Origin of the sequence: Sorangium sp. So ce448 (genome assembly GCF_051520915.1) — a bacterium.
Lineage (GTDB): Bacteria > Myxococcota_A > Polyangia > Polyangiales > Polyangiaceae > Sorangium > Sorangium cellulosum_B.
The window spans coordinates 7,608,549-7,629,542 of sequence record NZ_CP150343.1 but is presented as its reverse complement, the minus strand read 5'-3'; the positions used below and the strand labels follow the sequence as shown (position 1 = coordinate 7,629,542).

Below are 20,994 nucleotides of genomic sequence, written 5' to 3'. Positions count from 1 at the left end.
GCGAGCGGGATCGGACACCGGCCCGGCGCAAACCGGCCCGGCGCGCGCGTCTTCCGCGGCGGGCGCGCGTCGAGCAGGCGGAAGCCGCTCTCCGGTCGTGCTAGACCGCGCGTCCTCCTATGTCCATCGCAACGCCTGCCAGCTCCGACCTGCTCCGCCGCACATTCCTCGAGTTCTTCGCCCAGCGCGGGCACGAGATCGTCCCGAGCGCGCCGCTCGTGCCCCAGAACGATCCGACGCTGATGTTCGTGAACGCGGGCATGGTGCAGTTCAAGGACGTCTTCACGGGCAAGGACAGGCGCCCGTACCAGCGCGCCGCCTCGAGCCAGAAGTGCATCCGGATCAGCGGCAAGCACAACGATCTCGAGAACGTCGGCGTCACCGCGCGCCACCAGACGTTCTTCGAGATGCTCGGCAACTTCAGCTTTGGCGACTACTTCAAGGAAGACGCGATCGCCTTCGCCTGGGAGCTCCTGACGAAGGTCTACGATATCTCGCCGTCGCGGCTCGTTGTCACCATCTACAACGGCGAGGGGGGCTTCCCGGCCGACGACGAGGCCGCGGCGATCTGGCGCAAGGTCACGGGCTTCGGCGACGACCGGATCCTCCGGCTCGGCCTGGCCGACAACTTCTGGACGATGGGTGACGTCGGCCCGTGCGGCCCCTGCTCGGAGATCCACTTCTTCCACGGGAAGGAGCCCGACGTCGCGCGCTTCGGCGAGGAGCCGCGCATCGACGGCACGGGCTGGACCGAGATCTGGAACAACGTGTTCATGCAGTACGAGCGCGCCGAGAAGGACGGCCCGCTCGTGCCCTTGCCGGCGCCCAGCATCGACACCGGCATGGGCCTCGAGCGGCTCGCGAGCGTGCTCCAGGGCGTGACGTCGAACTACGACACGGACCTGCTCCGCGGGCTCGTCGACAAGGCCGCCGAGCTCAGCGGCAAGCCGTACACGGGGGGCAGCGCCGACGACGACGTGTCGATGCGGGTCATCGCGGATCACGCGCGGACAGCCGCGTTTCTGATGGCCGAGGGGGTGATGCCCGAGAAGCAGCGGCGCGAGTACGTGCTCCGCCGGGTGATGCGCCGCGCGATCCGCCACGGGCACCGGCTCGGGATCGAGCGGCCGTTCCTGCACGAGGTCGCGCTCGAGGTGGTCCGCCGGATGGGCGAGACGTACCCCGAGCTCCGCGATCGGCGAGAGCTCATCGCCCGCGTCACCGAGGACGAGGAGGTCCGCTTCCGCTCCACGCTGAAGCGCGGGATGAAGATCCTCGACGAGCGCTTCGACGAGATGCGCTCGTCCGGCGAGCGGACGCTCCCGGCCGCCGCCGCGGCCGATCTCTACACCACCTACGGCTTCCCGCTCGATCTGACCCAGGTCATCTGCGCCGAGTCGAACTTCGGCGTCGACGTCCAGGGGGCCGACGCGATCATCAAGGGCGCTGGCGAGGCGGACGGCCCGATCGATCCGACCGCCGCGGTGGACCCCGCGCACCGCGAGGCCCGCGCCAAGCTCGCGCAGCCGGTGGTGTTCACGGGTTACGAGCACGAGGAGGGCGACAGCGAGATCGTCGCGATCGTCCGGGTCGACGTCCAGGGCGAAGGCGACCGGGCGCGCAAGGTCCGTGCGCTGGTCGAGCGCGCGGAGGCGGGGGCGACGGTCGAGATCGTCGTGCGCGAGACGCCGTTCTACGCCGAGTCGGGCGGCCAGGTGGGCGACGTCGGCGAGGTGACGGCGGACGGGGCGCGCGTCGAGGTGAAGGACACGCAGAAACCGCTCGCCGGGCTGGTCGTGCACGAGGGCGTGGTCAGCGAGGGGGCGCTCGCCGTGGGGCAGCGCGTCCACCTTTCGGTGGACCACGCGGCGCGGTCGGCGACGCGGCGCAATCACTCGGCCACGCACGTCCTGCACTGGGCGCTGCGCAAGGTGCTCGGCGAGCACGCGCAGCAGAAGGGCTCGCGGGTCGGCCCGGATGTCCTCCGCTTCGACTTCACGCACAACCGGCCCCTCACCCGCGAGGAGATCGCGCGGATCGAGGATCTGGTGAACGAGAAGGTCCTGACGAACGCGAAGGTGACGACCGAGATCCTGCAGATGGACGAGGCGCGGCGGCGGGGCGCGATGGCCATCTTCGAGGAGAAGTACGGCGACACGGTGCGGATGCTCACGATGACGCCCGAGGTGGTGGAGCTCTGCGGCGGCACGCACGCGTGCGCGCTGGGGGACATCGGGCTGTTCAAGATCACGAGCGAGGGCGGCGTGGCCGCGGGCGTGCGGCGGATCCTCGCGTCGACCGGCCTGAACGCGCTCGCGTATGCGCGGGGCGTCGAGGCCGAGCTCGCCCGGGCGCGCCAGATCGCGAAGGCGCAGGGCGGCGATCTCGCCGAGAAGATCGGGAAGATCGTGGCGCACGAGCGGGAGCTCGAGAAGAAGGTCGCCGAGCTCGAGCGCCGGATCCTGGAGGGGGCGGGCCCCGCGCAGGGCGGCGGCGGGGGGGGCGGCATCGACGCGATGCTGGACGGCGCCCGGGACATCGGCGGGATCAAGGTGCTCGCGCGCCGGGTGCCGGACGGCACCAACCCGGGCGCGCTGCGCGATCTCGCGGAGAAGCTGCGCGACAAGCTCGGCGATCGCTCGGCGGTGCTGCTCGGCGCGGCCGTGGGCGACAAGGCGCAGCTCGCCGTGATGCTCTCGAAGTCGGCCACCGAGCGGCTCAAGGCCGGCGAGCTCATCAAACCGATCGCCCGCATCGTGGGCGGCTCCGGCGGCGGCCGCCCGGACATGGCGCAGGCCGGCGGGACCGACGTGGCGCAGCTCGACGCGGCGATCGCGGCGCTCTACGCCGAGGTCGAGCGGGCGCTCGCGTCGTAGCGCGCGCCGCCTGTGCCCTGCCGGGACAGTCGTTCAGGCGTCACGCCACTTGGTGCGGGCGAGCGGGAGCAGCTTCGGGGCTTTCCCGCCCCGCGCGGGGCGCGCCGGCAGCCGCGCTGGCTCGCCCGGCGCGGCCGCCCGGGGCCGCGCGCCGCGGGCGTGAGCGCCGATGGTCGCGCGCACGATCGGCGGCAGGAACACGGACTCCAGATCGACGCGCGCGAGCGCGGCCGCGACCGTGGCGATGCGATCGGGCAGCGACGCGTTGGCGTCGACCAGGATGATCCGCCGGCCGAGCACCGTGCAGAGCCCGCCCCGCGGATTGCGCGCGTCCGACAGGTGCGGATCGAACGCTTCCATCCTGACGGCGATGCCGACCTTGTCCGCCGCCAGGGTGAGCTCGTCGAGCAACCGCGAAAGCTCCACCCACCTAGCGTAACCCTCCTGTCCGGCAGATGGCAAAGCGCAAAAGCGCTGTCGCCCGCGCCGCGTTGCGCCACTGCTAGCCAGGCGAGCCGCGGCCGTGACGGCCGCGTGACGATCGCGGCGCGCCGTCCGGGAGCTCCCGTCGACGCCAGGTTACACGCGGTTACGTGTCGTTGTGCATGATGACGCGCGGTGACGCACGGTTACGCACGATTACGCGTTGTCATGTACGGTGAGGCCCGGTCCGTCCGGTGCGCTCCGGCCAATCGCTTCCTCCATCATCGCATAGCTCTCCTCGGCCGCGCGGTGGTGGTGCGGTCGTGCGGCGATGCGGTGAGTCGATGGAGAGCCTTCGACTCCTGGACTCCCGGGCCTATCGACGCACTCATACTCAACATCTCAGCAGACCAACTCCTCTTCTCCCTTGGTCCTCTCCCGTGCTCCGGACTGGCCGACATCCGCTCACGCGTCACATCGATGCTCGTCCAGGGGCCCGCGCGCGCCGTTGACTGCGCGCCAAGCGTTCATCGTTCATCCAGCCTGCCGTTGCCGGCCGCCGCGCGCTCGCCTCGGCGCGGCGCCCGGTCGATCCGGGCCTCGCGCCGCCCGCCCCCAGGTTCCGTGCCCTAGAGGTCGGCCAGCGGCTTCTCCTGAGCCGGATCGTGCGTCCCGTTGACCGCCGTTTCCGAGCGTGCTACGAGCAGGCCGTTCCGCGCGTCGTGGCCGAGTGGGAGCGAATGTGCGTTTCCCGGCTGCGGTGGGGTATCCCGCGCGCTTCGTCAGCCACTTTGGACGGGGCGGCCGCGATGGGGACGACGAGGGCGCCCGCCGGGCGGCGCGCCCGAAGGGCGAACAAAGATGACGTTCACGGATGCAGCCGCCGAGGTGCTTCGCCTCATCGGTAGACCGCTTCACTATAAAGAGATCACCGATATCGCGATCGAGAAGAACCTCCTTAGCCACGTTGGAAAGAGCCCAGAGGTGACGATGGGCGCCCGCCTGGCGGCGACGTTGAAGAAGGACACGGCGGACAACCCCCTGGTGCGCGTGAAGCCGGGCGTGTTCGCGCTGCGCGAGTGGGACGAGAAGACCATCAAGTCCGGGCTCGACGGCAAGAAGGCGAAGCGCGGCGGAAAGCCCGAGGCGGCCAAGGCGCGCAAGGACGAGGAGCAGCCGACCCTGTTCGACGCGGGCGCCGACGACGACGCGGTGGAGGAGAGCGATCTTGGCGCTCCCGCGGAGCTCGAGGCGGAGAGCGGCGCGGTCGAGGTCGAGGGCGGAGCCGCGGCCGCGGCGGCGCAGGCCGCGCCTGCGATCGACGATGAGGACGAGGACGACGAGAAGGTCGCGGCCGGCGCGACGAGCGCGGCCGGGCTGAACGGCGTGGAGATCGCGGCAGCGCGCGAGCCCGTGCCGCCGCCGACGCCGTCGTCCCCGCGCGCCGCGAGCACGTACATCGACGAGGAAGAGGGCGAGCTCGACGACGCCGAGCCGCCGGGCCCGGACGAGGCGATGCGGGCCGAGGCCGTCGCCGGCGCCGCGGAGCTCTTCGACGAAGAGGACGACGACGATCAGCCGATCCTCGGCGGCGACGACCGCGCGACGCCCGGCTCGTCGGGTGAGCAGGGCGAGGGCCGTCGCCGCCGCCGCCGTCGCCGCCGCGGCCGCGGGACCGCGGAGGCCAACCCGAGCACCGGTGGGCTGCCTTCCTACGTCGCGACGCCGGTGTTCGAGGCGCGGCGCGAGAACGGCCGCGAGCCGCCGCGCTCCGACCGGACCGAGCGCTTCGATCGTCCCGAGCGAGGCGAGCGCACCGACCGGGCCGAGCGCACCGACCGGGTCGAGCGCACCGATCGCGTCGAGCGCACCGACCGGGCGGACCGCCCCGACAGCTTTGGCGCCGAGCCGGTCTACCGCGGTCCGCAGGTCATCGAGCTCACGGGCGGCGAAGGGCACGCGCTCGACGACCTCGCCGGCCGCGATCTCGCCGATGCGGTCGCCGGCATCCTCTCGACCTTCGATCGGAACGCGGGCGCGGTCTCGCTCCGGCAGATCGCCGAGACGGCGCAGCGCCGCGGCCGCCTCGCCGGCGACGTGCAGCTCGTGCAGTCCCAGGTCGCGGCCGCCGTGCGCGCCGACAACGCGCGCCGCACCGCCGCGGGGCAGCGGCCCCGCTTCCGCTTCGCCGGCGGCAGGATCGCGCTGACGGACTGGCTGCTGCCGGGCGACCTCGCGCGGCTGGAGCAGGAGGCGCTCGCCGCGGTGGAGCGCTACCGCGATGCCGCGCGCCGCGCCTTCGTGCGCAAGCTCTCCGAGCTCCCGGGCCATGCCTTCGTCGAGATCTGCGTCCTCGCCCTCGAGCGCATCGGCATCGGCCAGCTGCGCGCGGTGCGCCGCGCCGGGGCGCCGGGCGGCGAGAGCCACTTCTCCGGCGCGCTCCGCACGGCGGGTGATGAGATCAAGATCGCGCTGGTCATCCGGCGGGACGGCCGCGAGGTCGGCCGCGAGCGGGTCACCGAGCTTCGCGGCTCGCTCCACCACTACGGCCCCGCGACCGCCGGCTGGATCCTGACCGCTGGTCAGATGCTCTCCGGTGCGCGCGAAGAGGCCGCGATCGTGGGGACCGCGCCCATCTCCCTCTTCGATGGGCTCGCGGTGGCTCGCCTCTGCGAGGACAACGACGTCGCCGTCCTCCGCGCCCGCCTCCCTGTCGCGATCCCCGACGTCGATCTGCTCGAGGCGCTCCGGGCGTCCTGATCCAGCTCGCGCGCGTCCGGCCGGGGGCTCGCTCCGGGCCGGACGCGCGGCTCTCCCGCCGCCGTCTCCTGGGCCCTCGGCCCTCCCTCGACAACCTTCCTCCACGGTCATGCCCCTCGCGCCGCTCCGGCGGATGGGCTCGGCGCCGCTTCCGCGGTTGACGGGCTCGGCGATCCTTGCCAGCGTCCGCGCCCATGCGCCATCGCGCGATCGCCTGGGCCGCGCCCCTCGCCGTGCTCGTGACCGGCTGTGCCTCCGTGGATCCGCCCGCGTCCCGGTTCCCGACCGCCGACGCGGCGCTCGACCGGATGAAGGCCTCCTATGCCTGCGTGAACGGCGTCCAGGGCACCGCCAAGGTCGACCATTTCTCGCGCCAGGGGCGGCTCCGCGGGGACATGTACATCCTCGCGGTCAATCCGGATCGGGTGCGCTTCGACGTGGTGAGCCCGTTCGGCGCGACGCTCTTCACGCTCACGTCGAATGGCACCCAGTTCCAGATGCTCGATGTCGGGGAGAAGCAGCTCCTGCACGGGCCCGCGAGCGCGTGCAACCTGGCGCGGCTCACCCGGGTGCCCATCCCCGGGCACGCCCTCGTCTCGCTGCTCCGCGGCGAGGCGCCGGTGCTCGCTCACGAGCCGCACGGCGCCTCGATCGCCTGGGACGGCGACGGGTTCTACCGTGTGCTGATCCAGGGCTCCCGCGACGCCGTGGAGGAGATCCACCTCGAGCCGCACCCCCGCGACTTTCTCGCGCCGTGGAGCCAGCAGCGCCTGCGCGTCCGCGAGGTCCGCGTCGCCCAGCGCGGGACAGACCTCTATCAGGTGGAGCTGAGCCACCACGAGGCCATCCGCACGGCGCCGCCGCGCGTCGATCCGGAGGGGATCGACGATCCGATCCCGCCGAGCGGCGGCGCCTGCCTGGCCGAGATCCCCCGCTCGATCCGCATGCGGGTGCCCAACACCGAGGACGACGTGATCTTTCAGTACAAGGAGGCGAAGTGGAATCCGCCCCTCATCTCGGGGGCATTCACGCAGCCGGTCCCGGGCGGCGTCGTCCGCCGTCATGTCGACTGCCAGGACTAAGGTGCTCTGAGCAGGCGCGCTCAGGTGGCTCCTGAAAGGACAAAGGCCATCACGGCTGGCGCCCGCCGGCGTACGGCAGCGCTCGCCTGATGGCGTGGACGCCGCTCGCTCGAGCGTCTAGACAGACGCAATCCACCTCGCCGTGGCGGGAGGAGTCGGCGATGGACGCTGAGCCGGGAACGATCGTCGGCGACAAATACCGCCTGGAGGGGCCGCTCTCGCGGGGCGGGATGGGCTCGGTGTGGCTGGCGCGGCACCTCCAGCTCGGGGCGCCGGCGGCGATCAAGTTCATGGATCCGGAGCACGCGGCCTCGCCGGAGTTCCGCGCGCGCTTCTACCGCGAGGCGCGGACCGCGGCGAACCTCGGTAGCCCGCACGTCGTGAGCGTGCAGGACTACGGGATCTGGGGGGCTGTCCCGTACCTCGTCATGGAGCTGCTCCGGGGCGAGGATCTCAGCCGTCGCCTGAGGCGCGTCCGCCGCATCTCCCTCGCCGAGGCGGCGCGCATCGCGATCCAGACCGGCAAGGCGCTGCGCCGCGCGCACGAGTCCGGGCTCGTCCACCGCGATCTCAAGCCCGGCAACCTGTTCCTCTCGCGCGTCGACGAGGACGAGGAGATCGTCAAGGTCCTCGACTTCGGCATCGCAAAGCAGCTCACCGGCAAGCTCCTCACCGACGAGACCACGAGGACCGGCGAGCTCCTGGGCTCGCCGTTCTACATGAGCCCGGAGCAGGCGCGCGGCGACAGGAACCTCGACGCGCGGAGCGACCTGTGGTCGCTCGGGGTGATCCTCTTCCGCGCGGTCACGGGCAAGCTCCCGTTCGAGGGCGATGTGCTCGGCGCGGTCCTGTCGCGCATCCTCGTCGAGCCGATCCCGCTCGCGACGCACCTCGCGCCCGACGTGCCGGCCGATCTCGACCTCTTCTTCCTGCGCGCGCTCTCGCGCGACAGGGCCCAGCGGTTCCAGTCGGCGCAGGAGATGGTGCACGCCTTCGTCGTCGCGGCGGGCGATCCGGGGATCCCGCTGCCCGTGCCCTCGGCGCCGGCGCCCTCGACATTGCGGCCGGCACCTGTGACGTCGCGCACGGGGACGCTGCTCGGTCTGTCGCCGGGCGGCACGGGCGCGCTGGAGGGTTCAGGGGAGCTCGCCCCGCTCTCCCAGGCCGAGGACCAGGGCCCGCGCCCGCGGCAGGACACGCTCGCCTCGCTGGCCGATCCGTCCCAGCCCGGCACGCTGACGGCGGCAGCGACCGGCGAGGTGCGCGCGGACCGCAGGCCTCACGCGAGCGCGACGCTCCGCTGGCTCGTGGCGTGCGCCGCGCTGTCCGCGATCAGCGCGACGGTCGCGGTCACGGCGCTGCGGCCCGTCGGTGTGGAGGGCGCCGCGCCCTACCACGTGATCGCGCCGATCGAGCCCGAGAGCGTGAGCTCGGCTGCGCCGACTCTGCAGGTGGTCCGCGCGTCGACCCCTGTGATGGCACGCTTGCCCCTGGCCGAGGACGTGCCCGCCGCGGACGCCGCGCTGCTCGCGGCCACGGCGGAGCCGGCGGCGTCCGCCGAGCGAAAGGCCCCCCCGGCTCCGTCGGCCCCGCGCCGGGGCCCGCGCCGCTCGCGCGAGATCATCGACCCCTGGCAGCGAAGGTAGCGCGCGGCCGCGCCGGTCCGACGAAGCCGGCTATGCGAGCGCGTCGCGGATGCGGCGCGGCGCGTCCGTGATGAGCCCGTCGACGCCGAGCGCCGCGAGGTCCTGCGCTTCCCGCGGGTCGTTCACCGTCCACACGTTGATCACGCGGCCCTGCCGCTTCAGGAGCGCGATGCGCTCGGGGGACGCGATCGTCCGCTCGATGTGCGCGGCGAGCGCCCCGAGCGCCGGCGCGAGGCGCACGGCCGCGTCGTGGTAGCGGCTCCGGTGCACGAGGAGCGCGCGCGGGACGGCCGGCACCAGGGCGCCGAAGGAGGCGATCATGACCGGGTCGAACGACGAGACGAGCAAGGCGTGGCGCGGATCCCAGGCGCGCACGAGTCGCGCGGTCGCGAGCACGACGGCGGTGCGATCGGGCACGTCCCGCTTCATCTCGATGTTGACGGCGAGCCGCCGGCCGCGCGCGAACGCGAGCACCTCGGACAGGAGCGGCACCCGGTCGCCGCGGAGGTCGACCCGCCGGAGCTCGTCCCAGGGGAGCGCCGCGGCGGCGCGCGGGTCCGCGCCCTCGGTCACCCGCGCGAGGTCCGGGTCGTGCAGCGCCACGAGCTCGCCCGAGCCGCACACCCGCACGTCGAGCTCGATCCCGTCGGCCCCCTGCGCCGCGGCTTCCTCGAAGGCGGCGAGGGTGTTCTCCGCGGGGGCGCCCTCGCCGCGCACGCCCCGGTGCCCGAAGAGGAGCGGCGCGCGTGTCGCCGCCGCGCGCGATGACGCTGCCCGCCCCGTCTCGCGCGCGCTCCTGCGGAAGCGCTGCTCGGCCCAGGTCACCGCGCGGGCTCCCCGTCGAGCTCCTCGGCGACGGCGCGGGCGGCCTCGCGCGCGCGCTCGAGCGCGGAGAGCGGGAAGGACGCCGCGCCGACCGCCGGGTGCCCGCCCCCCTCGTAGCGGCGGCAGATGGGGGCGATGTCGCGATCGCGGGGGACGCCGCACCAGGGGTTGTAGCCGACCGAGAGCTTGTAGTGCTGCTTCTGCCGGGAGAGCGTGACCGAGTACACGCAGTCCGGGTACATCGCGTACGTCATGAACTTGCCGACCGCCTCGAGCGGCGCGTCGGAGAGGTCGACGAGCACCACGCGGCCGAGCTTCCGCGCGCCGCGCTCGATGCGCGTGACGAACGTCTGCCGCGAGACGGAGAGGGGACGCCAGAGCGCCTGGATGTCCGCCTCGCGCGCCACCTCGCTCACGGGCCGCTCGACGAGCCGGGGCACCACGGAGGCGAGGAACGGCCCGTCCCCGTGGTGCTCCACCACGGAGGCGAGCTGCATGATCGGCTCCTCCCGGCTCACGGCGGCCTCGGCCGAGGGGAAGCGCGCGGTGTCGATGAGGTCGGCCCACCGGATGAGCTCATCGGCGCCGGACATCTCGACGCCGAAGTGATCGCGGGCGACGTCCGCGATGAGCTTCGTGCACGAGCCGTAGGCGGCGTCGTAGAAGACCTGAGGCGCGTCGCCCGCGACCTTCGCGCGCGACGCGCCGGCGAGCGCCGCGTCGCGCTCCTCGTCCGAGCCGAACCCGGTGACGTGGTGGTCGAAGTACCAGGTCAGCTTCTTCGTCGGCGTGTAGCGGAAGTCGAGGATCGCGTTCTCGTCACCGTCGAGCCACGAAGGCGGAATCATCGTCATGCCCGGGCCGTACCCGCAGGAGCGGTACCGCAGCGCGAGCGGCTCGCCGGGGCGGAGCGCCTGCATCAGGCGGGTGAACAGCGCCGCGCTCGCCATGCCGTCGAAGCAGTGACCATGCGTCGCGACGACGATGTCCCTGGGTTTCATCGGGCGAGTGGGTAGCACGACCCACGGCCGGCCGCTCGCAGGCCGAGCGCGGCGCGGCGGTTCTGGTAGGCTCCGCGCGGTGCGGCGCGCTCTCGCTCTCGTCGAACTGCATCCGTTCGGGCCGGCGCGCCGCCTGCTCGCTGCGTCGCTCGCGCTCGCCGTGTCGGCTTGCGGCGGAGGCCGCGCCGAGGTCCTGCGCCCTAGCCCGCCGCCTCCGCCGGCCTCCTCGCCCCCGCCCGACACGCCGCGGAACCCGCCGCCTCCGCGCGACGCGCCCGAGCCGGACCCGGAGGCGTCGCGCCTGTTCCTGAGCCGCGCGGCGGAGCAGCGGCCCGCGGCGAGCGCGCCGGTGCCGCGCGTGACGGCGCTCGCGCTCGCCAACACTGCGCGCGGGGAGGCGAGGGGCATGGCGCCCCTCGGCGACGTCGTGTCGCTCGCGATCGCGGAGGGGGAGAGCGCCGCGATCCCCGTGCGCGTCCCGCGCGGTGTCGACGAGTGCGCGGTGTTCATCGCGCAGGGCGGGCTCGGCGTGATCGAGGTCGATCTCTTCGTCACGAAGGGCGCGCCGCCCGCGCTCGAGATCGTCGCCCAGGACGCGGACCGCGGGCCGGTCGCGGTGATCGGCGGCCGGGGAGCGTGCCTCTCGGCGCCCGGCGCCGCGCCGCTCGCCATGGAGCTCCACGCGCAGGTGCGGCGCGGCGCGGGCGTCGTGCTCGTCCAGGGCTTCCGGGGCGCGCGCCCGGCCCCGCCTCCCGGCGCAGCGCCTCCCGGCGCAGCGCCTCCCGGCGCAGCGCCTCCCGGCGCAGCGCCGCCCGGCGCGACCCCGCCTGACACGGCGCCGCCGAGCGCCGCGCCGCCCGGCGCTCCGCGCCGCGTGCCGCCCCGGTAGCGCGACGACCGCGCAGGGAGCGGGCGGCCGCGCGCTCGTCGTGCCGCGGTCCTCATTTCGCGCAACTCGTCCCGGGCGTCGGTCGACACGCCGCGTATGGCGTCGATCGAGATCCAGCCCGCAGATCCCTCCTACCCCGCGCAGCTCTGGGCCCTCGTGACGGAGACCGAGGCCGCGCCGCCGACGCTCTACCTCCGCGGCGCGCTCCCGGCGTGCCCGGGCGTCGCGATCGTCGGGACGCGCGCCGCGAGCGACGAGGCGCTCCGGTTCACCCGCGCGCTCGCCGCGGCGCTCGGCGAGGCGGGCTTCTCGATCTGGTCGGGCGGCGCGCGCGGCGTCGACGCGGCCGCGCACGAGGGCGCGCTCGACGCGCGCGCGCCGACGGTCGTCGTCGGCGGCGGCGGCCACGCGCACCCGTACCCGCGCGAGCACAAGGCGCTGTTCGCGCGCGTCCTCGCCGCGGGCGGCGCGCTGCTCGCGCGCGTCCCCGACGACACGCCGCCGCTGCCGGCGCTGTTCCTCCAGCGCAACGCGGTCCTCGCCGCGCTCACGCTCGCGACCGTCGTGGTCGAGGCGGGGGTCGAGAGCGGCGCCCGCTCCGCCGCCGCGGCGGCCCGCCGCCTCGGCCGCCACCTCTGCGTCGTCCCCCACGCCCCGTGGAGCCCGCGCGGCGTGGGCTGCGCGCTGGAGCTCGTCTCGGGCGCGCGCCCCATCACGCGCGCGGCCGACGTCATCGACGTCCTCGGGGGGCAGGCGCCGCCGCCCCGCCGGCGAGCGCGGCGCTCGGCGCGCAACAGGCCGTCCGGCGGGGGCACGCTGCCGCTCCCGGAGGCCGCCTCCGGGGCGCGGCCGGGCGTTTCGCCCGAGGAAAATGGGCCACCTCCGTCGCTGAGCGCGGCCGAACGCGCGGTCCTCGACGCCCTGGACGCCCGGCCGGCGCACGTGGATGAGGTCTGCGAGAGGACAGGGCTTCCGCCCAGACGCGCCGTGGAGGCACTCTTGACGTTGACGCTCCACGCCGTAGTAGTAGAGGGGCCCGCCGGGTTGTTTCGGCGGGCTCTTCGTTGAAGGGGCGCGCCGGCTCACCCTGCCCAGTGCGGTTTCGGGTGGCCGCCTCCTCGCGGGGGGGCCTCCCTCGCACCGAAGGGCGCCCTTCAATCCTCACAAGCCCGATCTCGTTGCTCAGAAGGTGGTGATGGCCAAGACGCTCGTCATCGTGGAGTCGCCGGCGAAGGCGAAGACCATCAAGAAATATCTCGGCAACGGGTACGAGGTGTTCGCCTCGAAGGGGCACGTCAAAGACCTGCCCAAGAAGCAGAACGCCGTCGACGTGCAGAACGATTTTGCCGAGACCTACGAGGTCATCGAGGGCAAGGAGAAGGTCCTGGAGGAGCTGAAGTCCGCCGCGAAGAAGGCGGACGAGGTGCTCCTGGCGACCGACCCCGATCGCGAAGGGGAGGCGATCGCGTTCCACATCTCGGAGGAGATCAAGAACCCGAAGCTGAAGGTGGCGCGGGTCGAGTTCCACGAGATCACGAAGAAGGGGGTCGACCACGGCGTCCACAACCCCCGCAAGCTCGACGAGAACCTGTACGACGCGCAGCGGGCGCGGCGCGTGCTCGACCGCATCGTCGGCTACGACGTCTCGGCGCTCGTCTGGTCGAAGCTCGCGTTCGGCCTCTCGGCGGGGCGGGTGCAGTCTGTCGCGCTGCGGCTCATCGTGGACCGCGAGCGCGAGGTCGAGGCGTTCGTCCCCGAGGAGTACTGGAACATCGCGGTCGGCCTCGGCGCGGCGAGCCCGCCGCAGCGCGCTCCGTTCGTCGCGAAGCTCGCCTCCGCCGACGGAAAGAAGCTCGAGGTGACGAACGGCGAGGTCGCCGGGAAGGTGCGCGCCGACCTCGAGACCGCCCGCTACCGGGTGGCGAAGGTCGTGCGGCGCGAGCAGAAGCGCAACCCGCCCGCGCCGTACACCACCTCGAAGCTCCAGCAGGACGCGACGAACTACCTGCACTTCGGCGCCAAGCGGACGATGCAGATCGCCCAGGCGCTCTACGAGGGCATCGACCTCAAGCGCGACGGCGGCCCCGTCGGCCTCATCACGTACATGCGTACCGACTCGACGCGCGTCAGCGACGACGCGATCGCCGAGGTGCGCGGCGTGGTCGCGAAGCGGTACGGCAAGGAGTTCGTCCCCGAGCGCCCGAACGTCTACAAGTCGAAGAAGAACGCGCAGGACGCGCACGAGGCGATCCGGCCGACGAGCGTCGAGATCCACCCGGACTCGATCAAGAAGCACCTCAAGGACGAGCAGTACAAGCTGTACAAGCTCATCTGGAACCGCTTCGTCGCCTCGCAGATGACCCCGGCGGTGTACGACCGCACGACGGTCGAGATCGACGTCGCGCCGACGGTCGCGGCGCCCGCGTACCGGAGCTATCTCGCCCGGGCGACCGGGCGGATCCTCAAGTTCGCCGGCTGGCTGCAGGTGACCGAGGGCCAGCAGGAGTTCGCCGGCGAGGAGGAGAGCGCAGGCGCAGCCGCGGAGGGCGGCGCCGCCGCGCCGGCCCCCGAGGCGACCGCCGCCGAGGCGGAGCGCGCGGCGCCGGGGCCGTCGGCCGAGGAGGACTCGGAGGCGCTCCTGCCCGACATGAAGGAGGGCGAGGCGCTCGCCGTGTCGCCCCCGGGCGTCATCACCGACCAGAAGTTCACGCAGCCGCCGCCCCGCTACAACGAGGGCTCGCTCGTGCGCGAGCTGGAGAAGCGCGGCATCGGCCGCCCGTCGACGTACGCCGAGATCATCAGCAAGGTGCAGCAGCGCGCGTACGTCGAGAAGCGGGACGGCGGCGCGTTCCAGCCGACGCTCCTCGGGAAGTTCGTGGTCGACGGCCTCGTCCGGTCGAACCTCGACATCATGGATCCGAACTTCACGGCGCAGATGGAGGAGGAGCTCGACGCCGTCGGCGCCGGCAACCTGAAGCGCGAGCAGCTGCTCAAGACCTTCTACAAGAAGTTCAGGGAGCAGCTCGACAAGTCGAAGAAGCTCGCGCCGTGGAAGCCCGAGGCCGAGAAGACCGACATCGTCTGCGACGAATGTGGGTCGATGATGCTCAAGAAGTGGGGCAAGAACGGCTGGTTCTTGAGCTGCGAGCGCTACCCGAAGTGCAAGGCGACGCGCGACCTGTCCGACGCGCGGGGGACCGCCGCCGTCCGTGAGACCGACATCTCGTGCGACAAGTGCGGGAAGCCGATGATCATCAAGACGGGCCGCTTCGGCGACTTCCTGTCGTGCACGGGGTACCCGGCCTGCAAGAACACGCGCCCGGTTCCGCTCGGCGTCGCGTGCCCGAGCTGCGGCGGCGATCTCATCGAGATCCGGCCGCGCAAGAAGGGCGGGCGCACCTTCTACGGCTGCTCCAACTGGAACGCCGAGCAGAAGTGCGAGTTCAAGCTCTGGCAGAAGCCGGTGCCGGTCCCGTGCCCGCAGTGCGGCGCGAAGTTCGTCACCCGCACCGGCGGCAAGAAGGCGATGCTCGTCTGCGCGACGAAGGACTGCGGCTTCAAGCAGGAGATCGTCGAGGGGGAAGGGGAGGACGGCGCCGCCGACGGCGCCGCCGCCCCGGACGCCGCGGCAGTCGTCGCGAGCGCCGCCCCGGCGCCGGCGGACCGGCCCGCGTCAACCGAGCCCACGCCAGCCGGCCGGCCCGAGGCCGCGCCGCAAGGCGCTGGCGCGGCCCCGGGGGCCGCCGAAAAGCCCGCCCGGGCCGTGCGCGCCCGCCGCACGGCGAGCTAAGAAGCCCGCGAGACCCCCCACCCTGGTGAGCTGTATGAACGGAGCGGAGAGCCCGCACGACGTCGTCGTCGTCGGAGGCGGCCTGGCCGGTTGCGAGGCGGCGTACCAGCTCGCGCAGCGCGGGCTGCGCGTGCGCCTCGTCGAGATGAAACCTCACCGGCGCACGCCTGCGCAGACGAGCGATCGGCTGGCCGAGCTCGTGTGCTCGAACTCGCTGCGCGGCGCCGCGCTGAGCAACGCGGTGGGGCTCCTCAAGGAGGAGCTCCGGCGCGTGGGCTCGCTCGCCTTGCGGTGCGCCGACGAGACCTCGGTGCCGGCCGGAGGCGCGCTGGCGGTCGACCGCGAGCGGTTCGCCGAGGCGATGACGCGGGCGATCGAGGCCCACCCCCGGATCACCGTCGAGCACCGGGAGGTGACGGAGATCCCCGCCGAGCGGCCCGTGATCCTCGCGACGGGGCCGCTCACCTCCGACGCCCTCGCGGCGAGCCTCGCCGCGGCCGTCGGCGCCGAGCACCTCGCCTACTACGACGCGATCGCGCCGATCGTCAGCGCCGACTCGATCGACTGGTCGCGCGTGTGGAAGCAGTCGCGCTACGGCAAGGGGGGCGCGGTCCGCGGCGACCGGGCCGCGCAGCGGGAGCAAACCGCGCAGCCGGACCGGGCCGCGCAGCGGGAGCAAACCGCGCCGCCGGAGGACGCGGCCGAGCGCCGCGACGACGCCGAGGCCGGCGACGAGGCGTACGTGAACTGCCCCTTCGACGAGGCGCAGTACAAGGCGTTCGTCCAGGCCCTCGTCGCGTCGGAGAAGGTGGAGGCCCGCGCCTTCGAGGAGGTGCGCTACTTCGAGGGGTGCCTGCCCTGCGAGGTGATGGCGGCGCGCGGCGAGCAGACGCTCTCGTTCGGGCCGATGAAGCCGGTGGGGCTCACCGATCCGCGCACCGGCCGGCGCCCCTACGCGGTGCTCCAGCTGCGCCCGGAGGACGAGGCGGCGACGGCGTACAACCTGGTCGGCTTCCAGACGCGCATGAAGTACGCCGAGCAGCTGCGGGTGTTCCGGATGGTGCCCGGCCTCGAGGAGGCCGAGTTCCTCCGCATGGGCTCCGTGCACCGCAACACCTTCGTCGACGCGCCGGCGCTCCTCGGCCCCGCGATGGAGCTCCGCGCGCTGCCGGGCGTGCACCTGGCCGGCCAGATCTCGGGCGTCGAGGGCTACGTGGAGAGCGCCGCGGCGGGGTTCGTGTGCGCGATCCTCCTCGCGCAGCAGCTGCGGAACGAGCCGCTCCGGCCGCCGCCGCCCACGACGGCGCTCGGCGGCATCCTCACGCACCTCGGCCGGAAGCAGCCCACGTATCAGCCGTCCAACATCACCTGGGCGCACATCGCGCCGCTCGATCCGGCGCACGGCAAGCTGCGCAAGCGCGCCCGCTACGAGGTGATGGCCGAGCGCGCCCTCCGCGACCTCGACGCGTGGTGGGCCGCGGGCTGACGGCGGCTCGCCGCGCTCCCGCATGGCGCGCGGCGCGCCAATCGTGCGCAGGCTGCCCGCAGCGCGCCGGCTTGGATAGCCTGGCGGTGGTGCGCCGCGCGCCGCCCGCGCGCTCCCGAGAGCCCGCCCGCGCGGCCGCCCCCATGGAGGTAGCCGATGAAACTTCGCTTGTTCGCGCTCCTTGCGCTCGCCATTCCTTCCGCGACGCTCCTGTCGCCGCGCGAGGCGCTCGCCTGCGGCGGGTGCTTCGCCCCGCCCACCGAGACGACGGTCGTCAACGCGCACCGGATGGTGCTCTCCGTGTCGCCCGTCCAGTCGGTGCTCTGGGATCAGATCCAGTACTCCGGCGATCCGAGCGCGTTCGGGTGGGTGCTCCCGGTGAAGCGCGGAGCGATCCTCGAGGTAGGCTCGGACGCCTGGTTCGAGACGCTCGACGCGGCCACGTCGGTGCGCATCACCGCGCCGAGCTCCACCTGCGCCCGTAGCGGCGGGGGCTGCGGCGCGACCCTCGGCACCGCGGACGCGGCGGGGGAGGCGTTCGGCGGCGGCGATCAGGTCACCGTGCTCCACCGCGGCACCGTCGGTCCGTACGAGACCGTGACGCTCGCGACGGACACGCCCGGCGCGTTGAACACGTGGCTGGAGACGAACGGCTTCAACGTCGACGAGTCGACGCAGCCGATCATCGACGCCTATGTCGACGAGGGCTTCGACTTCATCGCCATCCGGCTCCAGCCGGGCAAGGACGTGAAGGAGATGACGCCGGTGCGGGTCGTCACGCCGGGGGCGAACCCCGCGCTCCCGCTCCGGATGGTCGCCGCCGGGACGGGCGCGAACGTCGCGATCACCCTGTTCACCATCAGCGAGGCGCGGCTCGCCCCCGAGGGGTTCGCGGCCGCGGCCGTCCCCATCGACCTCCTCGCGTGGGACTTCGCCTCGCAGGAGTCGAACTACGGCGTGCTCCGCGAGAAGGCGATCGCGGCGGCCGACGGCGGCCGCGCGTTCCTCACCCCCTACGCGCAGCAGGGCTCGCTGTTCTCGCCCGTGTCGAGCCCCGCGGCGCCGTTCGGCGTGCGCTACACGACGAGCGGCTCGACCACCCCGGTCGACACGATCGCCGCCGCGTTCGCCCAGCAGGGGCTCGCCAACGGCGAGACCGGCGAGGTCCAGGACGCCGCGTGCGCCGTGCGCTTCGCCGAGATCGCGACCGAGAGCCGCGCCGTGGCGAACCCGTGCCCTGCCGGCGTCCCGCTGTCCGATCCGAGCTGCGGGGAGGTCGCCGCCGGCCAGATCGACGCGCGCGAGCTCGCGTGCGGGGCGCTCGACGACCTCGCGATCGCGATGGTCGGCCTGCACCCGAAGGACGTCTGGCTGACGCGTCTCGAGGCGAACCTGCCGCGCGCCGCGCTCGACACGGACCTCGTCCTGAGCCCCGCGCCGCAGGAGCGGGTCGACAACTGGCTTCGCGCCCGCGTCAGCGTCCACGCCGACGTGCTCTGCGGCGCGGCGATCCCGGTCCTCGACGGCGATCGCCCCTCGCGGACCCGCGGGCAGGGCACGCTCGTGGGCATGACGCTCGGCGCCCTCGCCCTCGCGGCGGCGATCGCCCGACGCGGGGCGCGCCGCTTCGCCTCCCGCCCGGCCTGAGCAGCGCTCACACGCCTTCGTCCCGCGTCCTGGCCCGGGCGACGGGCAGGCCGTGGCCCTGCTCCGGGACGATGGTGAGAGCGCCGTCCGCCTCCAGGATCGCCCATCGCACCTGGGAGAGGCGCTCCAGCCCGCTCTTGTGCATCTCGGACAGGATCTCCTCCGGCTGGATCCGCTCGCGATTGCACGCCTCCTCCAGGATACGGCCCTTCGCGACCAGCACCGTGGGCGAGCCGTCGATGACCTCGGACGCCTTCGGGAAGAGGTGCGTCAGGACGGACGTCAGGAACACGAGCACGAGGACGGTGGACACGCCCGCGAGCGCGTTCGCGAGCGACGCCTCGCGGACGAGGGCCTGAGAGACGATCTCGGGGATCAGCATGAGCGTGACGAGCTCGAACGGCGACATCGAGCTGAGCTCGCGCTTGCCGAGCACGCGGAACGCGACGGCGAGGAACACATAGACGACGGCGACGCGGGCGACGGTCTCCATGGTGATCTCAGGGGAAGATGAACGTGCGGAGCGGCACGTGGACGCCGCGCTCCCCACCGCACGACAGGGTCGCGTTGCCCGAGGCGAGCCAGCTGCGCTCGCCGCGGAGCTCGATGTCGATCCGGCGGCGCTCGCCGGGCGCGAGGTCGCCCAGCGCGAAGCGCCCGAACGCCGCCTCCAGAGGCGTTGTGTGGTGCTCCTCGAAGCTGTCCAGGTACGCCTCGTCGATCGTGAGCGCGGCCGCCCGGCAGGGCTCGCCCGCCGTGTTCTCCACGTCGAGCGTGACCCGCTCCATGTCGCGGAAGCGCATCCGCTCGGGGTAGGCGACGCGGAGGGTGAGCCCCTGCGCCGTCGCCTCGCGCGTCTGCAGCGCGTGCATGAACAGGGCGCTCGCGGCCACGCAGGCGAGCGCGAGCGCGCCGATCGCGTGCAGAGGATCCAGGGCGAGCCGGCGCCGCAGGGGCGGCGCGGACGGCGGTGTGGGCACGGGTTCGGACGGCGCCCGGCGCGACCTGGTGCGCGTCCGGGCGGGCCGAGGAGCGGAGAGCTCGCGGGTGGCGGGGATCATCGCGCTCACGCCGTTCAAGACTGGTGCCGCGGCCAGCTCCCGCACGCGCGGCCCGCTCGCGAGGGCGGCCGCTGCGCCGGAGAGGCCGCTTGCCCCGCACGCGCCGCGGACGGCGCCGTGAGCGTGGCGCTTTGCCACGTGGTGACCCTCCTCCAGCCGACATCCCGGCGCTATCGCGCCTTGGCAATGTGGCACACGGGCTGCTTGAGCCACGGCGGTGAGCGCGCGGGCCGCTGTGGCAATCGAGCTGCATCCGCCCGGCGTTCGGGACTCGACATGACCTGCTCGGCGCCGACGTTTCCAGGCTCCAGGGCGGACTCCAGCACCGGTCGCGCCGCGGCAGGGGGCGCTCTGCACACGACGCGCCTCCTCCCCGGGATGAAATGGTTGCTCGAGTCGCTCCTCGATGACATCGCGCTCGCCCGGGAGCGGATATGGATCTCCACGTACATCTACCGCAACGATCTCATGGGTCGTCGCTTCGCCGACGCCTTCGCGAGCGCCGCGCGGCGCGGCGTGGATGTCCGGCTCCTGTACGACGCGCTCGGCAGCCACACGACGCCGGCGGCGTTCTTCGAGGACATGAGGGCTCGCGGCATCCGCGCCCGCGCCTACAGGCCGCTGGGCGCCGTGCTCCGCGGGGGCGCCCTGTTCCCGCGGGAGCACTCGCGCATCGTGGTGATCGACGGCGCCGGGTACGTCGGCGGCGCTGCGTGGGCCGACGAGTGGCTGCCGCGCGACGAGGGCGGCGACGGCTGGCACGAGGTCTGTAGCCGGGTGATGGGGCCCTGCGTGACCGACATGGCGCGGGCGTTCGAGTGCCGCTGGATGCTCGCCGACGAGGCCGCGGGGCGCTCCTTCGATTACTGGACGGGCGGCTTCTACGACGACGTGGAGTTCATCACCGACGCGCCCACGCCGCCCGCGGTCATCTACGAGCGCCACCTCGCGCGGGTGCGCGCGGCGAGGCGGCGGGTGTGGATCGAGAACGCCTACTTCTGCCCTCCGCGCGGGCTGGAGCGCGAGCTCATCGACGCCGCGCGCCGCGGGATCGACGTGAAGATCATCGTGCCGCGCGACTCCGACCTTCCGGCCATCCGCCACGCGAGCCTCGCGCGGTACCGGTCATGGCTGGAGAACGGGCTCCAGATCCACGAGTTCCTCCCGTCGATGCTCCACGCGAAGTTCGCGGTGATCGACGACGACTGGGCGACGGTGGGGACCTTCAACGCGAACTCGACGAGCCTGAGGTGGGTGAGCGAGGCGAACCTCATCGTCAAGCAACCCGCCTTCGTGAGGGACGCGGCCCGCCTGTTCGAGCAGGACCTCGGGCGGAGCGAGGCTGTACGCCTCGACAACCTGCCCAGGCAGGGCCCCTTCGCGCGGGCGCGCAACGCGCTGTGGAGCTTCGGCCTCGACCTGGTGGAGCCTCGCTATGCGGGCGCGCTCCCCGAGGCCGAGCGTGAGGGAGGGTTCCTGCAGGCGCTCGGCGTCTAGAACACCGAGCA

At 73.3% G+C, this 20,994-nt stretch carries 15 protein-coding genes; 10 read left to right on the top strand and 5 right to left on the bottom strand.

What is annotated here, in order from left to right; all coding sequences use genetic code 11:
* Positions 1 to 119: 119 nt before the first annotated feature.
* Positions 120 to 2,876 carry an alanine--tRNA ligase gene (alaS, locus tag WMF45_RS28815; protein ID WP_437707878.1) on the top strand — a complete coding sequence of 919 codons (2,757 nt, stop codon included), beginning with the start codon at positions 120 to 122 and terminating at the stop codon, positions 2,874 to 2,876.
* A 33-nt stretch (positions 2,877 to 2,909) separates the two neighbouring features.
* Here the strand turns inward: alaS and WMF45_RS28810 are convergent, their stop codons facing one another.
* Positions 2,910 to 3,302, bottom strand: a complete 393-nt coding sequence (locus WMF45_RS28810) for a hypothetical protein (RefSeq protein ID WP_012237754.1) — start codon at positions 3,300 to 3,302, stop codon at positions 2,910 to 2,912.
* 858 nt (positions 3,303 to 4,160) lie between these two features.
* Here WMF45_RS28810 and WMF45_RS28805 point away from each other — a divergent pair.
* The 3 genes from WMF45_RS28805 (at position 4,161) to WMF45_RS28795 (ending at position 8,787) form a co-directional block, all read left to right on the top strand.
* Positions 4,161 to 6,059 carry an HTH domain-containing protein gene (locus WMF45_RS28805; protein ID WP_437707876.1) on the top strand — a complete coding sequence of 633 codons (1,899 nt, stop codon included), beginning with the start codon at positions 4,161 to 4,163 and terminating at the stop codon, positions 6,057 to 6,059.
* Positions 6,060 to 6,253: 194 nt separating this feature from the next.
* On the top strand, positions 6,254 to 7,141 hold the full coding sequence (locus WMF45_RS28800; RefSeq protein ID WP_437707874.1) for a LolA family protein: 888 nt from the start codon (positions 6,254 to 6,256) through the stop codon (positions 7,139 to 7,141).
* Positions 7,142 to 7,302: 161 nt separating this feature from the next.
* Positions 7,303 to 8,787, top strand: a complete 1,485-nt coding sequence (locus WMF45_RS28795; RefSeq protein ID WP_437707872.1) for a protein kinase domain-containing protein — start codon at positions 7,303 to 7,305, stop codon at positions 8,785 to 8,787.
* A gap of 30 nt (positions 8,788 to 8,817) precedes the next feature.
* On the opposite strand, the gene WMF45_RS28790 is transcribed toward WMF45_RS28795, so the two are convergent.
* Both WMF45_RS28790 and WMF45_RS28785 read right to left on the bottom strand, forming a co-directional pair.
* Entirely contained in the window at positions 8,818 to 9,612 is a 795-nt protein-coding gene (locus WMF45_RS28790; protein WP_012237750.1) for a glycerophosphodiester phosphodiesterase, read from the bottom strand.
* Positions 9,609 to 10,613 carry a hypothetical protein gene (locus WMF45_RS28785; protein WP_437707870.1) on the bottom strand — a complete coding sequence of 335 codons (1,005 nt, stop codon included), beginning with the start codon at positions 10,611 to 10,613 and terminating at the stop codon, positions 9,609 to 9,611. Before WMF45_RS28785 ends, WMF45_RS28790 begins: the two co-directional genes overlap by 4 nt.
* A gap of 79 nt (positions 10,614 to 10,692) precedes the next feature.
* On the opposite strand from WMF45_RS28785, the gene WMF45_RS28780 reads away from it, so the two are divergent.
* The 5 genes from WMF45_RS28780 to WMF45_RS28760 all read left to right on the top strand — a co-directional run bounded on the left by WMF45_RS28780 (position 10,693) and on the right by WMF45_RS28760 (position 18,425).
* Positions 10,693 to 11,502, top strand: coding sequence for a hypothetical protein (locus WMF45_RS28780; protein WP_437707868.1), 810 nt, complete (start codon positions 10,693 to 10,695; stop codon positions 11,500 to 11,502).
* A gap of 96 nt (positions 11,503 to 11,598) precedes the next feature.
* Positions 11,599 to 12,570 (top strand): DNA-processing protein DprA, encoded by a 972-nt coding sequence (locus WMF45_RS28775; protein ID WP_437707867.1) that lies wholly within the window; start codon positions 11,599 to 11,601, stop codon positions 12,568 to 12,570.
* A gap of 127 nt (positions 12,571 to 12,697) precedes the next feature.
* Complete coding sequence (gene topA, locus WMF45_RS28770) at positions 12,698 to 15,292, top strand: type I DNA topoisomerase (protein WP_437707865.1); 2,595 nt, start codon at positions 12,698 to 12,700, stop codon at positions 15,290 to 15,292.
* A gap of 34 nt (positions 15,293 to 15,326) precedes the next feature.
* Positions 15,327 to 16,778, top strand: a complete 1,452-nt coding sequence (gene trmFO, locus WMF45_RS28765; protein WP_437707863.1) for a methylenetetrahydrofolate--tRNA-(uracil(54)-C(5))-methyltransferase (FADH(2)-oxidizing) TrmFO — start codon at positions 15,327 to 15,329, stop codon at positions 16,776 to 16,778.
* Between the two features lie 156 nt (positions 16,779 to 16,934).
* Positions 16,935 to 18,425, top strand: coding sequence for a DUF2330 domain-containing protein (locus WMF45_RS28760; RefSeq protein WP_437707861.1), 1,491 nt, complete (start codon positions 16,935 to 16,937; stop codon positions 18,423 to 18,425).
* A gap of 7 nt (positions 18,426 to 18,432) precedes the next feature.
* On the opposite strand, the gene WMF45_RS28755 is transcribed toward WMF45_RS28760, so the two are convergent.
* Positions 18,433 to 18,918 carry a DUF421 domain-containing protein gene (locus WMF45_RS28755; RefSeq protein ID WP_437707859.1) on the bottom strand — a complete coding sequence of 162 codons (486 nt, stop codon included), beginning with the start codon at positions 18,916 to 18,918 and terminating at the stop codon, positions 18,433 to 18,435.
* 7 nt (positions 18,919 to 18,925) lie between these two features.
* Positions 18,926 to 19,624, bottom strand: a complete 699-nt coding sequence (locus WMF45_RS28750) for a hypothetical protein (protein ID WP_437707857.1) — start codon at positions 19,622 to 19,624, stop codon at positions 18,926 to 18,928.
* 240 nt (positions 19,625 to 19,864) lie between these two features.
* On the opposite strand from WMF45_RS28750, the gene WMF45_RS28745 reads away from it, so the two are divergent.
* Positions 19,865 to 20,983 (top strand): phospholipase D-like domain-containing protein, encoded by a 1,119-nt coding sequence (locus WMF45_RS28745; RefSeq protein WP_437707856.1) that lies wholly within the window; start codon positions 19,865 to 19,867, stop codon positions 20,981 to 20,983.
* Positions 20,984 to 20,994 lie beyond the last annotated feature (11 nt).

What these genes read in the sequence shown, in the direction of transcription:
- alaS (WP_437707878.1), top strand. Translation starts at nt 120, where the DNA reads ATGTCCATCGCAACGCCTGCCAGCTCCGACCTGCTCCGCCGCACATTC.
- WMF45_RS28805 (WP_437707876.1), top strand. Translation starts at nt 4,161, where the DNA reads ATGACGTTCACGGATGCAGCCGCCGAGGTGCTTCGCCTCATCGGTAGA.
- WMF45_RS28800 (WP_437707874.1), top strand. Translation starts at nt 6,254, where the DNA reads ATGCGCCATCGCGCGATCGCCTGGGCCGCGCCCCTCGCCGTGCTCGTG.
- WMF45_RS28795 (WP_437707872.1), top strand. Translation starts at nt 7,303, where the DNA reads ATGGACGCTGAGCCGGGAACGATCGTCGGCGACAAATACCGCCTGGAG.
- WMF45_RS28785 (WP_437707870.1), bottom strand. Translation starts at nt 10,613, where the DNA reads ATGAAACCCAGGGACATCGTCGTCGCGACGCATGGTCACTGCTTCGAC.
- WMF45_RS28775 (WP_437707867.1), top strand. Translation starts at nt 11,599, where the DNA reads ATGGCGTCGATCGAGATCCAGCCCGCAGATCCCTCCTACCCCGCGCAG.
- topA (WP_437707865.1), top strand. Translation starts at nt 12,698, where the DNA reads ATGGCCAAGACGCTCGTCATCGTGGAGTCGCCGGCGAAGGCGAAGACC.
- trmFO (WP_437707863.1), top strand. Translation starts at nt 15,327, where the DNA reads ATGAACGGAGCGGAGAGCCCGCACGACGTCGTCGTCGTCGGAGGCGGC.
- WMF45_RS28760 (WP_437707861.1), top strand. Translation starts at nt 16,935, where the DNA reads ATGAAACTTCGCTTGTTCGCGCTCCTTGCGCTCGCCATTCCTTCCGCG.
- WMF45_RS28755 (WP_437707859.1), bottom strand. Translation starts at nt 18,918, where the DNA reads ATGGAGACCGTCGCCCGCGTCGCCGTCGTCTATGTGTTCCTCGCCGTC.
- WMF45_RS28745 (WP_437707856.1), top strand. Translation starts at nt 19,865, where the DNA reads ATGAAATGGTTGCTCGAGTCGCTCCTCGATGACATCGCGCTCGCCCGG.